Genomic DNA, 13966 nt, shown 5'->3' with positions numbered 1-13966 from the left:
TTCAAATGCATCTGTCCAGGGGACCGCGAGTGAGCATCACCACTCGGAGAGCGGCATCACTACTTACGGGTAACTTACGGTGGCGTAGGTAAGATTGGCTCATGACCGCCCTGGACGAGACCGACGACGTACCCCTCGCCGCCGATCCGGTCGATTCGCCCAACATCACAAAGCCGAAGCTCAGAGGGTGGTTGCACGCGGGAATGTTCCCCGCCGTGCTGATCTCCGGCGTGGTGCTGACCGCCTTCGCGCAGAGCACGCGGGGGCGGATCGCCTGTGCCGTCTTCACCGTCACCGCCTGTGCGCTCTTCGGAGTCAGCGCGCTGTACCACCGCGGCAACTGGGGCCCGCGCGGCGCCGGAATTTTGCGACGACTTGACCATGCGAACATCTTTCTGATCATCGCGGGCACCTACACGCCGCTGACGATCCTGCTGCTGCCCGGGGCCACCTCGGAGCTGCTGCTGTGGCTGGTCTGGGCCGGCGCGCTGGCCGGCATCGCCTTCCGGGTCTTCTGGGTCGGCGCGCCCCGCTGGCTCTACACGCCCTGCTACATCGCGCTCGGCTGGGTCGCGGTGTTCTTCCTGCCGGACTTCCTGCGCACCGGCGGCGTCGCGGTGATGGTCTGCGTGATCGTCGGCGGCATCCTCTACAGCACGGGCGCGGCGGTCTACGGCTTCAAGCGCCCGAACCCCTCACCCCGCTGGTTCGGGTTCCACGAGGTCTTCCACTCCTTCACGCTGGCCGCGTTCATCGTCCACTACGTCGGCATCTCGCTGGTCGCGTACACCCACAACTAGCGCGGAACGCGCCCCCATCGGCACGAAGCCCCGCATCCCCGGCACCGGGGGTGCGGGGCTTTCGCATGCCCGTAGTGACAGCTACTCTTTTTTGGGAGTCACTCTTATTTGACACGCACTAGCGGAAGATCCCGAGATGACCACTCCCTCCGCACCACCCGCCGCGGCCCCCGCGCAGCCCGACCCGAGGCGATGGCTCGCCCTCGGCGCGCTCGTCGCCAGCACCCTCGTCATCGGCTTCGACATCACCGTCCTCAACGTGGCACTGCCGAGCATGGCCGCGCAGATCCACGCGAACACCGGCGACCTGCAGTGGATCGTCGACGCGTACACCGTGGTCTTCGCCGCCGCGATGCTCCCCGCGGGCCTGCTCGGCGACCGGTTCGGGCGGCGCCGCATGCTGGTGGCCGGCCTCGCGGTTTTCCTGGCCGGCGCACTGATCGGCACTCTCGCGCACAGCACCGGCCCGGTGATCGCGGCCCGTTCCGTGATGGGCCTGGGCGGGGCGTTCGTGATGCCGCTCGCCCTGTCGGTGATCCCCTCGCTGTTCGGCCCGGCCGAGCGGCCCAAGGCGGTCGCCATCACCAGCACCGCGATGGCGCTGGGCATGCCGCTCGGCCCGATCATCGGCGGGGCGCTGCTCGCGCACTTCTGGTGGGGGTCGGTCTTCCTGATCAACATCCCGCTGGTCGCGATCGGCATCGCCGCCTGCCTGCTGCTGCTCCCCGAGACCCGCGACCCCGCCGCGCCCCGCGTCGACGCCCTCACCACGGTGTGCGCCGCCGCGGGCCTGGGCGCCTTCGTCTACGGCATCATCGAGGCGCCCGACCGCGGCTGGACCGCCCCGCTGGTGCTGCTCCCGATCGCCGCGTCCGTCGTGCTGATCGCCGGCCTGGTGCTGCGCGAACGCGGCGTGGACCGTCCGATGCTCGACCTGGCCCTGCTGCGCCGGCGCACCTTCCTGTGGAACGCCGTCGCCGCGACCCTGGTCACCCTGATCCTCACCGGCCTGCTCTTCGTGCTCCCGTCCTACCTCCAGACCGTGCTCGGCCACGGAGCCCTCGGCACCGGCCTGCGGCTGCTGCCGATGATGGGCGGCCTGATGGTGACCGCCCGGCTCAACGGCACCCTGGTCCGGCGGTTCGGACCGCGGCCGGTGATCAGCGCGGGCCTGGTCGTGCTGGCCGCCGCCGCCTTCCTCGGCGCCACCACCGGCAGCGGCGACGGCTACGGCACCTGCGTGCTGTGGCAGGTACCGGCCGGACTCGGCTTCGGCCTGGCGGTCGTGCCGTCAGTGGAAGGCGCGCTCGGCGCGCTGCCCCGGGAGCGGGCCGGCAGCGGAACGGGGCTGCTCCAGACGCTGCGGCAGACCGGCTCGGCGATCGGCGTGGCGGTCCTCGGCAGCCTGCTGGCGGCGGGCTACCGCGACCGGCTCGACACGCGGCACCTGACCGCCTCGGCGGCACACGGCGCCCGCGACTCCGTGATCGGCGCGCACGGCGTGGCCGCGGCGCTCGGCGACCGGGCGCTCGCCGCGTCCGCGAACGCCGCGTACGTGCACGGCATGGACGTCGCGATCGCCGCGTGCGGGGGCGCGGCCCTCGCCGCCGCCGTGCTGGTCGCCGTCTTCCTGCCCGACCCGCCCGCCGCCGCGGCTGCCGGGAAGGGCTCGGCCCCCGCGGCGCCCGCCACCACCTCCGAGCAGGAGCGAACCGCCGGTCCGGCCCGGCACGGCGACCGGACGCAGGCCGGCGCCTCCATGGCACCCCCGGGCACCGATGCCCGACAATGAGCGGCATGTGTCCACGTACGCCCACCTCCGCTTCGCCCCAGGGCAGCCTGCGGGAGCGCAAGAAGGTCCAGACCCGCCAGGCCATCCGCAAGGCCGCCTACCGGCTCTTCGCCGAGCAGGGGTACGACGCGACGCCGGTCGACCGGATCGCCGCGGAGGCGGACGTCTCGCCCAGCACCGTCTTCCGCTACTTCCCCACCAAGGAGGACATCGTCCTCACGGACGAGTACGACGACGAGATGGCGCAGGTGCTGCGGGACCGGCCGCTCGACGAACCCCCGCTGGTGTCGGTCCGGCAGATCATGCACCAGGTGCTCGGCAGGATGCTGGCCGACCCGGAGATGCGGGCGGACATGGTGCGGCGCGAGGAACTCGTGCGCGACGTGCCGGCGATCCGGGCCCGCGCGCACGAGGCGTTCTCCGCGACCGGCCGGCTGCTCGGCGGCATCATCGCCGACCGGACCGGGCGGGCCGCGGACGACCTGGAGGTGCGGGTGTTCACCGCCGCGGTCTTCGGCGCGCTGCACGAGACCACGATGTACTGGGTCGAGAAGGACCGCTCCGAGGACCTGGTCGCGCTCCTCGACCGCGCGCTGGGCCTCCTCCGCCGCGGCCTCGACCTTCCGAAGGAGTAGCCCGCCCGGGGTGCGCGGGACCGGCCCGGGCTCGACGCGGCCCACGACCGGACACGGCCCAGGGCCCGACGCGGGCCTAGGACTCGACGCGGAGCTGCGAGCGCAGGGCACGGGGGTCGGAGGTGGGCGCGTCGCACACGAAGCGGCGGCAGACGTACGCCGCGGCGCGGCCGCCGCGGGTGGGACGGCCGCGCAGCAGCGGGAACTCCTCGGAGCCCTCCTCTCCGATGGCGACCACCGCTCCGGGGGCGGCGCCGAGCAGCGCGGTGCGGTGCAGCTCGTCGGTGAGCGGGTCACCGGTCGGCCCGACCACGGCGACCTCGCGCGGCCCGTCGAGCACCGCCTCGGCCACGGCCAGGCCCCAGCCGACGAAGCGCGGCGCCCGGGCGGCCAGCGCGCCGACCACGCCGAGCCCGCGTTCCGCGGCGGCGCGGTGCCGCTCGGAACCGGTGTGCGCGGCGTACGACAGCAGGGCGCCCGCGGCGGCGGTCCAGCCGGAGGGCACCGCGTTGTCCGTCGGGTCCTGCGGGCGGCGGATCAGCGTCTCGGCGTCGTCGGCGGTGTCGTACAGCGAGCCGTCGGGGGCCGCGAAGTGATCCAGCACGCCGTCGAGCAGCAGCCCGGCGAAGTCCAGCCAGACGCCCTCCCCGGTGGCTGAGGCGAGCGCGAGGAAGCCCTCGGCGACGTCGCCGTAGTCCTCCAGCACGCCCGCGTTGGGGCCGGGCGCGCCGTCGCGGGAGGTGCGCAGCAGCCTGCCGCGCGGGTCGAGGTGCACCCGCACCAGCAGGTCGGCGGCGTCGACCGCGGCCTGCACCAGGTCGGGCCGGTCGAAGTAGGCGCCGGTCTCGGCGAGCGCGGCGATGGCCAGGCCGTTCCAGGCGGCGACCACCTTGTCGTCGCGGCCCGGGCGAGGCCGCCGCGACCGCGCGGTCAGCAGCCGCTCGCGCACGGAGCCGACCCGGTCGGCGTCCACCACGCCGTTGCCCTGCGGGAGTTGCAGCACCGAGGCACCCTCCTCGAAGGTGCCCTCCTGGGTCACCCCGAAGTAGCCGGCGGCGAACTCCCCGTCGGCGGTGCCGAGTTCCTCGACGAGCTGGGCGGGTGTCCACACGTAGTAGGCGCCCTCGACGCTGCGGCCGGTGCCGTCGTCGCTGTCGGCGTCCAGCGCGGAGGCGAAACCGCCTTCGGGCGTGCCGAGTTCGGCGACCATGAAGTCCGCGGTCTCCAGCGCGACCCGGCGGGCCAGGTCCGAGCCGGTGGCCCGCCACAGGTGGGCGTACGCGCGGGTGAGCAGCGCGTTGTCGTAGAGCATCTTCTCGAAGTGCGGCACCACCCAGGCGCGGTCGACGCTGTAGCGGGCGAAGCCGCCGGCGAGTTGGTCGTAGATCCCGCCGCGGGCCATCGCCTCGCAGGTGTCGCGGACCATCTGCAGCGCGCTCTCGACGCCGGTGCGGGAGTAGTGGCGGAGCAGGAACTCCAGCACCATCGACGGCGGGAACTTCGGCGCGCCGCCGAAACCGCCGTGCGTCCCGTCGTACGTCCGGGCCAGGCCGAGCAGGGCCGCGGTGAGTTCGCTCTCGCCCGCGGACTCGCCGGCGGCGCTCGCGTACGCACCGGCCCGCTCGGACAGTTCCCGCACGATCCGGCCGGCCACCTCGCCGACCTCCTCGCGACGCTCGCGCCAAGCGGCGACCACGCCTTCCAGCACCTCCCGGAACCCGGGCATGCCGCCGCGCGGGGTGGGTGGGAAGTACGTGCCGAAGTAGAACGGCTCACCCTCAGGGGTGAGGAACACGGTCATCGGCCAGCCGCCCTGGCCGGTGGCGGCCTGCACCGCCTCCATGTACACCGCGTCGACGTCGGGGCGTTCCTCGCGGTCGACCTTGATCGCGACGAAGTGCTCGTTGAGGTACGCGGCGGTCGCCTCGTCCTCGAACGACTCGTGCGCCATCACGTGGCACCAGTGGCAACTGCTGTACCCGACGCTCAACAGCACGGGCACACCCCTCTTGCGGGCGGCACCGAACGCGTCCTCCCCCCAGGGCCACCAGGCCACCGGGTTGTCCGCGTGCTGCAGCAGATAGGGCGACGTCGCGTCACCAAGTCGGTTCACCCGGCCACTTTCTCACGGCCCCGCGACCCTCCGCGCCCGCGCGCGTGGAGGTGTCGTGCAACCCGGGCGATGGCACTCTTCCGGGAGAGGGCGTCCCGTCAGCGCCGGACAGTAGGCTGATCCCGGCAGCGCCGGAACTGTCGAGACCCCTCGAAGGAGGCGGACCGCAGGGATGGTGGCGCCCACGTGGATGCACCCGCAGATCAGCGCGGAGCAATACGACTCCTGGTCGGAGGAGCGGTGCGCCGGCATCGAGATCGTGGACGGGACGGTCGTCAAGAGACCGACCGTTTCCGTGCGGCACAAGCGGCTCTGCCGGATCATCGCCAACGCTCTCGACGCAAGCAGCGGGTCCCGAGTGGAACGCCGACACCGACTTCGACGTACGCCTCCAGGACGTGCCGCTCACCAACCGGCGCCCGGACGTCGTGGTGTATCGGGCGGACCGGATCGACGCGGCGCCCATGCGCCCCGAGCACGTCCTCCTCGTGGTGGAGGTCGTCCCGCCCGGGTCCGAGACCACCGACCGCACGGTGAAGCCGGCCCAGTACGCCCGCGCCGGGATTCCCGTGTACTGGCGGATCGAGCAGATCGCCAGCGCCGCCCGCATCGCGTACACCTATCTCCTCGACCCGGCGCTCGGCCGCTACCGCGAGGGTGACGTGTGCACCGGCGTGATCAAGGCGGCCGCGCCGTTTCCGGTCGAGGTCGACCTCCGGGCGGTCTGAACGCGGCTGCGGCCACCACCGGAAAAAGTTCGGCCGTCGTGTCGATTCCCGGGTCCCCGGTCCGACGCACTGGTGGGAGCGGGAGGAGGTCCCGCGACCGGACCGACAAAGGGGACGCGATGCGTTACATGATGCTGGTGAAGATGGACCCCTCGAAGGCGCCCGCGGCGGGGCCGAGCGAGGAGCTGATGACGGAGGTGGGCAAGCTCGTCGACGACATGGCGAAGGCCGGGGTGCTGCTGGACACCGCGGGGCTGCGGCCGCTGGAGGAGGGCGCAGTGCTGCGGCTCTCCGGCGGGAAGCAGACCGTGCTGGACAGGTCCTTCACCGAGCCCACGGAGATCGTCGGCGGCTACTGCATCGTGCAGGTGACGTCGCAGGAGGAGGCCGTGGAGTGGGCCTCGCGCTTCCTGTCGGTGCACGGCGACGCGTGGGAGATGACCTCGGAGATCCGGCGGATCGAGGAGCCCGCGTAGGGCGGCCCGCCGCTGTGGCGCGCGCCGCCGGGGAGCGCGCGCCACGGGCCTGCCCCGCAACAACGCCGAGCGGGCGTTGCTGCGGCGGCGGGCGGGCGGCCGGCGCGGCGCCGCGAACTGACAAGTGACGTTCCGCCCGGCCGCGTTGACCGGCCGCGAAGTGGCGTGCCAGGGTCGCCGAACGGGCGCGGGGCGCACCTCGGCTCGGCACCGGAGGGCCTGCCGTGCCCCGGAGGAGGGTCCGGGGGAGCCGGAAGAGGGGGGCGTCGGGTCGTGAGACGGTTGCCGGTCGCGGTCGGCGCGGTGCTGCTCGGCCTCGTGGGCGCCACGCGGGCGCTCCTCCTCGTGGTGCACGTCACCGGTGCGAGCATGCTCCCCACCTATCCGCAGGGGCGCCGCCTCCTGGTGGTACGGACTCCCCTGGCGCGGGCCACGCCGGGCGCCGCGGTGGTGTTCCGGCTGCCGGAGTCCGCCCGGGCGCCCTCGGCGCGGCGGCACCCGGGGAGCCGGGCCCCGATGCCGCTGGTGGTGAAACGGCTGGCCGCGCGCGGCGGCGACCCCGTACCGGCCGCTGTGCTGGCCGCGGTCCGCGCCCGCCCGGGCGATCGGGTGCCCAGGGGGATGCTGGTGCTGCTCGGTGACAACCCCGACGCCAGTACGGACTCGCGCACGTGGGGGTACGTGCCGCGCGGGGCGCTGGTGGGCGTGGTCGTCGGCGGGCTGCCGCAGGACGGCTGACCCGGGTGCGGCGCCGCACGCCGGGGGCCGCTCCGGACGTTGGTCAACGGCGCAGCACCGGACGGGGGTTGAGGTGGGCCCGGCACGGGAACCTCCAAGTACCCGTGGACTGTCGTCCTTTACGGGGGTCCGGCGATGGGAGGGCATGTGGCGGAGTCGCGGAGCGCGTTGCGGGCGGCGGACCGGGCGGAAGTGGAGCGGCTGCTGCGGCGCGCGGTGGCCGAGCGGGGCAGCGGCGGGGGTGCCCCCGTCGACACGCGGGCGCTGCTGGCGCGCGGCCGGGAGCGGCTGGACGACCTGGCGGGCACCGCGGCGGAGGAGTACACCGCCTACCGCAGGGCGCTGCACGAGGGCCGGGCCGCCTCGAACGTGTCCGCGCTCGCCCCCGGCGCGGTGCCGGGGCTCGCGGCGATCGTCGCCGCGGTGGTGTCCTTCGGGCTCGACCTGGGCCACGGGCTGTCGGCGGGCGCGGCGGTGGTCACCGGCGTCGTCACGGGCGCGGCGACCTTCTGCGTCGCGGCCGCGCGCACCCTTCGCGCCCACCAGGCGCTGCCGGCCGGCGCCACGCAGGCCAAGGCGGCCTGGCTCGCGGCGGTGGAGCAGCGCGGGATAGGGCCGTTCGTGCAGGACCCGGCATCGGCCGGCCCGGCCACCGGCCACCGGACCGCCGCGGCGGAGCCGCCGCGCGCCGCAGCACCCCCGCCCGCCCGCCGGAGCGCGCCGGCGCCCGCCCCCGCTCCCGTACCCGCGGCCGCACCGCAGCAGGGCGCCGTCGGGTCGGCGCGGCGCGGCAGCAGCGACCGCAGTGCGGCCGCCCGTACCCGGGCCGTCATGGAGCAGTCCTTCGCCCAACTCCCTGAGGCCGAGGGTCCGTTCGCCGGGCGGCGCGGGCACCTGGCCCGGATCGCCCAGTGGGTGCACCAGGCCCGCGCCTCAACTGCCGTACGGCCCACCGTCGTGGTCCTGCACGGTCCGGCGGGCAGCGGGCGCAGCGCTCTGGCGGTGCGTGCGGCACGGGAGTTGAAGGACCAGTTCAAGGGCGCCTGCGTGGTGGACCTGCGCGGCGCGGGCGCCGCCCCGCTGCCGGTCAGGGACGGCCTGCTGCACCTGCTCAACCGGCTCGGCGCCCCCCGCGACCAGTTGCTGTTCCGGGAGCGGCCCGAGCGGCAGGACCAGGGGCAGCACCTGCGCCGGCTGGCCGAGCAGTACCAGCAGCACCTCACCGGGGTGCCGGTGGTGATCGTGCTGGACGACGCGACCGACGCGGAGCAGGTCCGGCCGCTGGTGCCCGAGCGCTCCGAGAGCCTGGTGCTGGTCACCGCGGCCGAGCCGTTCGACCTGGACCTGCCCGGCGCGGTGGTGCACCACCTGCCGGTCGGCCCGTTGAACCTCGACGACACCTTCGAACTGCTCGGCGAGATCGCCGACGCGGCCGGCACCGACACCGCGCCCCCCGAACAGGCCGAGCGGTTGCGCGAGTTGACCGGGGGCCTGCCCATCGCGCTGCGGATCTCGGCCTCCGGGCTCGCCGAGCACGGCGGCGCGGCCGGACTGGCCGCCGACATCGAGGTGTTCGGGCCGCGCGATCCGGTCGACCGGGTGCTCGCGCTGCGCTACCACGACCAGCCCGAGCCGGGCCGTCGGCTGCTGCGCCGGCTGGCGCTGGCCGGGCGGGCCAGCTTCGGGGCGGCCGCGGCGGCGGCGCTGCTGGCCACCGACGAGCAGGAGGCCGGTCGCCGGCTGGCCGAACTCGCGCGCGCCGGACTGCTGGAGAACGTCCGGGGCAGCCGCTACCGGCCGCACGACCTGGTCCGGTCCTTCGCCCTGGAGCGGCTGCTCGACGAGGAGGACCCGGTCGAGCGGGCCGCCGCCCACGAGCGGCTGATCCGCTCCTACGCGGACCTGGCCAACACCGTGATCCGGCTGGTCGAGGGGAAGACCTCGACCCGGGCCGGCCGGTTCGGGCAGCACGGCTTCTCGTCCCTCGAACTCGCCCTGCGCTGGCTGGACGAGGAGTCCTCCTTCATCACCGCCGCGCTGCGCGACACCCAGGGTGTCGAGCAGTCCGCCGTCCAGGCGCTGCTGGGCGCGCTGTGCGACTACTGCCTGCTGCGCGGCGACCTCTACCGGCTGGGCGAGATCAGCGAGATGGCGCAGGCCCAGCAGGCCGCTGGGCTGCGTTCGGGCACGGAGGGCGACCGCTCGGTGCTGGTGCGGTCGGTGCAGTGGCGCACCGGCATCGCGGCCCGCCAGCTCGGCGAGCTGGACCGCTCCAAGTCCACGCTCAGCGCGGTGGTGGACCTGTACTTCGAGGCCGAGCACCCGGCCGGCGCGGCCCGCGCCCTGGACAGCCTCGGCATCACCCTGCACCACCAGGGCAACCTGCGGGAGGCCGAGCAGCGGTTGCGCGAGGCGGTCGAGATCCAGGCGGCGCCCGGGCTGGAGGAGGACCGCGCCTGGACGCTGCACGCGCTCGCCGCGGTGCTGCGCGACATGGGCCGGGTCGAGCAGGCGATCCCGCTGCTGGAGGAGTCGCTCACCCTGCACCGGGAGAACGAGAGCGTGCAGGGCGAGGCGTGGGCGCACCTCCAACTCGGCCAGGTCCACCTGCGGCTGGGCCGGCTCGACGCGGGCGAGGAGGAGTTGCGCGCGGCCGGGCGGTCGTACGCGCTGGCCCGGGACTCGCGCGGCACGGCCTGGACGCTCACCCAGCAGGCCCGGGCGCGGTTGATGCGCGGCGAGGCCCGGGAGGCGGCCCGCGACCTGGACGAGGCGGTGCAGCGGCACCGGACCAGCGAGGACGCCCGCGGCGAGGCGTGGACGCTGTACTACCTCGGGCACGCGCTGGAGGAGAGCGGGGACACCGACGCGGCGCTGCGCACCCTGGAGCGTGCGCGCAGCATGTTCTCCCGGATGCGGGACGTGTACGGGCTGGCCTGCGCGCGGCACCACTCCGCCCGGGTGACCCGCGACCAGCGGGCGGCCCGTACCGGGAACCTGCGCAACAGCGGGTTCGCCCGGCAGCTGCTGCAGGACGCGCGGCACGACTTCCGGCGGATCGGGGTGGAGCACGGCGAGGCGTGGTCCTGCGTGGAGCTGGCGGTGATCGACGCGGGCAACGGGCGGCTGCTGGAGGCGCTGACGCTGCTGGACGAGGCGGGCGAGCTGTTCACCGCGCTCGGCGACCGGCGCGGCCTGGACTGGGCGGTCTTCCTGCGGGCCACGGTGCTGCCGCTGCTGCCGCCGGACCCGGCCGGACCCGACGGCGCCACCCGGGCGCGTGAGGAGTTGCGGGCCCTGCTCGCGGAGCCCTACCCCGAGCGCGATCCCGACCTCACCGAGTACGCCGAGGCGCACACCCTGCTGCTCGCCCGCGGCTCCATCGTCCCCGGCTCGCCGTGGGACGCGTGGCGCCTGGGCATGACGCCGAAGAGGGCGGCCCGCATGGTGATGGCGGTCCCCACGTAGGGAGGGCGCCCCGGCCCTCCGGGGTGCCCCGGCCCGCCCTTGTGCCCTGAGGGTCCTGCGCCCCGTGCGGGGCGGGCGGGCGCGGCTCCGCGCTCCTTGCCCCGCGCTACTTGCGGGCGGCGGGGACCTTGGGCTTGGCCTCCGGGGGTTCCTCTTCGAAGTCGATCTTCTTCATGTGCTTGCCCATGTTCTTCATCAGCGCCCAGAGCGCCACCGCGATCACGGCGAAGACCACGAAGCCGAGCAGCCCGGGAGTCACCTTGTTCTCGTCGAGCTCCTGGGCGAGCGGGACGAGGTGGTGGAGGGCGTGGTAGTCAGTCACGCCCCCCATTGTTGCTCAGGCCGTGCGGGCCGCTGCGGTCAGGCCCCGCGAACGCCGGCGAACAGGCCGTCCTCGGGCAGGGAGACGTCCACCCGGGAGCGGGCCAGTTCGTAGTCCTCGGTGGGCCAGACCTCGCGCTGGATGTCCATCGGCACCCGGAACCACCCGCCGTCGGGGTCGATCTGGGTGGCGTGCGCGAGCAGTGCCTTGTCGCGGATCTCGAAGAACTCGCCGCACGGCACGTGCGTGGTCAGGTTGCGCTCGGGACGGTCGGAGTCCTCGAAGCGCTTGATCCAGTCGCCGTAGGGGGATTCCAGGCCGCGGGCGAGCAGCGCCTCGTGCAGGGCAAGGGTGCGGGCCTTGTTGAAGCCCTGGTTGTAGTAGAGCTTCAGCGGGGTCCAGGGCTCGCCCGCCTCGGGGTAGCGCTCGGGATCCCCCGCCGCCTCGAAGGCCACCACCGAGATCTTGTGGGTCATGATGTGATCGGGGTGCGGGTAACCGCCGTTCTCGTCATACGTGGTGATGACGTGCGGCCGGAACTCGCGGATGAGCTTCACGAGCGTGCCGGCCGCGGTGTCCACGTCCTGCAGGCCGAAGCAGCCCTCGGGCAGCGGCGGCAGCGGGTCGCCCTCGGGCAGGCCGGAGTCGACGTAGCCGAGCCACGCCTGCTTCACCCCGAGGATCTGGCGCGCCTCGTCCATCTCCCTGGCCCGGACCTCGTGGATGTGCTCCTCGATGTAGGCGTCGCCCTGGAGCTTGGGGTTGAGGACGGAGCCGCGCTCGCCGCCGGTGCACGTCGCCACCAGCACGTCGACCCCCTCTGACACGTACTTGGCCATGGTGGCCGCACCCTTGCTCGACTCGTCGTCGGGGTGGGCGTGCACGGCCATCAGTCGAAGCTGATCGGTCAAGGCTGGCTTCCTTAGGTCCTCGGTCTTCACGACAGGCTGGAGCCCCCTGAAAAGTGCCCGGGGGATGCCTCCCTATAGTGACGGGAGACGGGGGCGAATAATTCCGCGGTTCCCCAACGGGAGGAACGATCATGACGGCCGTGCAGCCGGGCGCGACGCAGCCGGTGCCCCAGGGGCGCTACGGCGGCGGCCCAGACGCGGACGCGCGCGCGGACCGTACGCTGCGCCGGCTCGCGATCGTCCTGGGCAGCCTCCTGGCGGTCGTCGTCGGCTACTTCGCCTGGCACACCCTGGAGCCGAGCAGGATCAGCGCCCAAGTGGTGGCCTTCAAGGCGGTCTCGGACCAGTCGCTGGAGATCCACCTCGAAGTCCACAAGGGCGCGGGCGCGGTGGCGATCTGCACCGTCCGCTCCGAGGACGCCGACCACAACGAGGTCGGCCGCAAGGACGTGCGCATCACCGAGCACGCCAAGGAGGTCGACACGGTCGTGACCCTCCGCACCACGTCCCGCGGCACCACCGGCGAGCTGGTCGGCTGCCAGAACGCCCCGAAGTCCTCGACGAGCTGACCCGCGTCCCGGTTGCCCGGGCCCGTCAGTGGCTCAGGGCGTTCGCGCTCACGATGAACAGCCCGAGCAGCACGTCCACCCCGCCCACGCGGCAGGCGGCCGCCCAGTCCTGACCGGCCGCGCGGGCCGCCCACAGCCCCCAGCCGAACAGCGCCGCGGTGTTGACGACGAGGACGGCGTTGATGCCGCCGGACTCGCTCCACCAGTGGGCGGAGGCGCCGAGGAGCACGAAGAGCGTCGGCACCGCGGCGGCGACCAGCGGCCACTCGGTCAGCACCGACCGGACGGTCTCGGCGGTGGCCTTCCGGCCGCCTGCCGACCAGTGGGCGATGGCGTGCGCGTAGCCGTGGGCCGCCGCGGCCGCCACCGCGGCCACCAGGATCCACAGCGCGTCGTAGCCGGGATTGGGGTGGCCGCTGTCGTCGTCGAGGGCGGACGCGAGGGAACTGGCGAGCACGGTGCCGTACACGCCGCCGAACAGCAGGCGCTGGATGGGCACGCCCAGGGGGGCGCCGCTCGTGTCGCCGCTCGTGGCGCCCGTCGTGTCACGTCCAGGGTCGTCCGGCACGCTGCCCGCCCTTCGCGCGGAGTCGTCGCTTCGCACGATGTAACCGCATATGCGGTGGTTCTCCCCGTATCCGTCCCGGGTCGCCGGAACATGTCGGTCCGATCCGTGGCCGCGGAAGCCACCGGGCCGGACGGGGGGACGGCTCGCGGCACTGGCCCCGGTCGGGCAGGACGAGGCAGCCTGGAGGGTCAGGAATTGTTAGGCTCGTGGTTTCGTCCCTGTGCCGGGTGGCAATGCACTTGTTCACCGGGAAGGGACAGGCATACGCATACCGCACGACAGTACCGACGAGGAGCACCTGTGACCCAGACCAGCGACAACGTCACCTGGCTCACCCAGGCGGCGTACGACCAGCTCAAGTCCGAGCTGGAGCATCTGTCTGGTCCGGCCCGCGCCGAGATCGTCGCCAAGATCGAGGAAGCCCGCCAGGAAGGCGATCTCAAGGAGAACGCCGGCTACCACGCGGCGCGCGAGGACCAGGGCAAGCTGGAGCTGCGCATCCGCCAGCTCAACCAGATCCTGGAGACCGCGAAGGTCGGCGAGGCGCCGGCCGACGACGGCGTGGTGGCCCCCGGCATGGTGGTGACCATCGCTTTCGACGGTGACCCGGACGACACCATGACCTTCCTGCTCGGCTCGCGCGAGGGTGTCGGCAGCGACCTCGACACGTACTCGCCGCAGTCCCCGCTCGGCCGCGGGGTGACCGGCAAGAGGACGGGCGAGGACGCCACGTACGAGCTGCCGAACGGCAAGACGGCCAAGGTGAAGGTCCTCGACGTCAAGCCGTACCAGGGCTGAGCCCGGGGCACCCCGTTTCCGCGGATGGTGCACACAGCACGCAGCCCC

At 73.7% G+C, this 13966-nt stretch carries 12 protein-coding genes and 1 pseudogene; 9 read left to right on the top strand and 4 right to left on the bottom strand.

Annotation, left to right across the window (positions count from 1 at the left end; translation table 11 throughout):
- Positions 1–101 precede the first annotated feature (101 nt).
- The 3 genes from trhA to C4U44_RS04145 all read left to right on the top strand — a co-directional run bounded on the left by trhA (position 102) and on the right by C4U44_RS04145 (position 3227).
- Positions 102–800: a PAQR family membrane homeostasis protein TrhA gene (trhA, locus tag C4U44_RS04155; RefSeq protein WP_103884241.1), complete on the top strand. Its 699-nt coding sequence runs from the start codon at positions 102–104 to the stop codon at positions 798–800.
- Between the two features lie 136 nt (positions 801–936).
- Positions 937–2592 (top strand): MFS transporter, encoded by a 1656-nt coding sequence (locus C4U44_RS04150; protein ID WP_103884240.1) that lies wholly within the window; start codon positions 937–939, stop codon positions 2590–2592.
- 5 nt (positions 2593–2597) lie between these two features.
- Positions 2598–3227 carry a TetR/AcrR family transcriptional regulator gene (locus C4U44_RS04145; RefSeq protein WP_103884239.1) on the top strand — a complete coding sequence of 210 codons (630 nt, stop codon included), beginning with the start codon at positions 2598–2600 and terminating at the stop codon, positions 3225–3227.
- Positions 3228–3303: 76 nt separating this feature from the next.
- Here C4U44_RS04145 and C4U44_RS04140 read toward each other — a convergent pair whose 3' ends face one another.
- A complete protein-coding gene (locus C4U44_RS04140; protein ID WP_103884238.1) occupies positions 3304–5340 on the bottom strand; it encodes a thioredoxin domain-containing protein in 2037 nt (678 codons plus the stop codon).
- Positions 5341–5512: 172 nt separating this feature from the next.
- Here C4U44_RS04140 and C4U44_RS04135 point away from each other — a divergent pair.
- The 4 genes and pseudogenes from C4U44_RS04135 to C4U44_RS04120 all read left to right on the top strand — a co-directional run bounded on the left by C4U44_RS04135 (position 5513) and on the right by C4U44_RS04120 (position 10750).
- Positions 5513–6068 (top strand): annotated as a pseudogene (locus C4U44_RS04135) (Uma2 family endonuclease).
- 119 nt (positions 6069–6187) lie between these two features.
- Entirely contained in the window at positions 6188–6544 is a 357-nt protein-coding gene (locus tag C4U44_RS04130; protein ID WP_103884237.1) for a YciI family protein, read from the top strand.
- A gap of 273 nt (positions 6545–6817) precedes the next feature.
- Positions 6818–7282: a S26 family signal peptidase gene (locus C4U44_RS04125; protein WP_146088191.1), complete on the top strand. Its 465-nt coding sequence runs from the start codon at positions 6818–6820 to the stop codon at positions 7280–7282.
- 147 nt (positions 7283–7429) lie between these two features.
- The gene (locus C4U44_RS04120) at positions 7430–10750 is read left to right on the top strand and encodes a tetratricopeptide repeat protein (RefSeq protein WP_407642774.1); all 3321 of its coding nucleotides are present in this window, start codon (positions 7430–7432) and stop codon (positions 10748–10750) included.
- 106 nt (positions 10751–10856) lie between these two features.
- Here the strand turns inward: C4U44_RS04120 and C4U44_RS04115 are convergent, their stop codons facing one another.
- Together C4U44_RS04115 and mca are read right to left on the bottom strand one after the other, a co-directional pair.
- Positions 10857–11081 (bottom strand): hypothetical protein, encoded by a 225-nt coding sequence (locus C4U44_RS04115; protein WP_103884234.1) that lies wholly within the window; start codon positions 11079–11081, stop codon positions 10857–10859.
- Positions 11082–11110: 29 nt separating this feature from the next.
- Positions 11111–11983: a mycothiol conjugate amidase Mca gene (gene mca, locus C4U44_RS04110; RefSeq protein ID WP_103884233.1), complete on the bottom strand. Its 873-nt coding sequence runs from the start codon at positions 11981–11983 to the stop codon at positions 11111–11113.
- 131 nt (positions 11984–12114) lie between these two features.
- Between mca and C4U44_RS04105 the strand changes: the two genes are divergently transcribed.
- Positions 12115–12552, top strand: coding sequence for a DUF4307 domain-containing protein (locus C4U44_RS04105; RefSeq protein ID WP_103884232.1), 438 nt, complete (start codon positions 12115–12117; stop codon positions 12550–12552).
- A 25-nt stretch (positions 12553–12577) separates the two neighbouring features.
- Here C4U44_RS04105 and C4U44_RS04100 read toward each other — a convergent pair whose 3' ends face one another.
- Positions 12578–13156 carry a hypothetical protein gene (locus C4U44_RS04100; protein WP_235031797.1) on the bottom strand — a complete coding sequence of 193 codons (579 nt, stop codon included), beginning with the start codon at positions 13154–13156 and terminating at the stop codon, positions 12578–12580.
- Between the two features lie 264 nt (positions 13157–13420).
- On the opposite strand from C4U44_RS04100, the gene greA reads away from it, so the two are divergent.
- Positions 13421–13918: a transcription elongation factor GreA gene (gene greA / locus C4U44_RS04095; protein WP_103884231.1), complete on the top strand. Its 498-nt coding sequence runs from the start codon at positions 13421–13423 to the stop codon at positions 13916–13918.
- Positions 13919–13966 lie beyond the last annotated feature (48 nt).

The sequence above is a fragment of the Actinacidiphila yanglinensis genome, assembly GCF_900107965.1.
Lineage (GTDB): Bacteria > Actinomycetota > Actinomycetes > Streptomycetales > Streptomycetaceae > Actinacidiphila > Actinacidiphila yanglinensis.
Note: the sequence above shows the minus strand (reverse complement) of the source record. Positions and strands in the feature narration are given on the sequence as shown.

Excerpts from the sequence above, each read along its gene's own strand:
- trhA (WP_103884241.1), top strand. The coding sequence starts at position 102 with ATGACCGCCCTGGACGAGACCGACGACGTACCCCTCGCCGCCGATCCG.
- C4U44_RS04150 (WP_103884240.1), top strand. The coding sequence starts at position 937 with ATGACCACTCCCTCCGCACCACCCGCCGCGGCCCCCGCGCAGCCCGAC.
- C4U44_RS04105 (WP_103884232.1), top strand. The coding sequence starts at position 12,115 with ATGACGGCCGTGCAGCCGGGCGCGACGCAGCCGGTGCCCCAGGGGCGC.
- C4U44_RS04130 (WP_103884237.1), top strand. The coding sequence starts at position 6,188 with ATGCGTTACATGATGCTGGTGAAGATGGACCCCTCGAAGGCGCCCGCG.
- C4U44_RS04145 (WP_103884239.1), top strand. The coding sequence starts at position 2,598 with ATGTGTCCACGTACGCCCACCTCCGCTTCGCCCCAGGGCAGCCTGCGG.
- C4U44_RS04115 (WP_103884234.1), bottom strand. The coding sequence starts at position 11,081 with ATGGGGGGCGTGACTGACTACCACGCCCTCCACCACCTCGTCCCGCTC.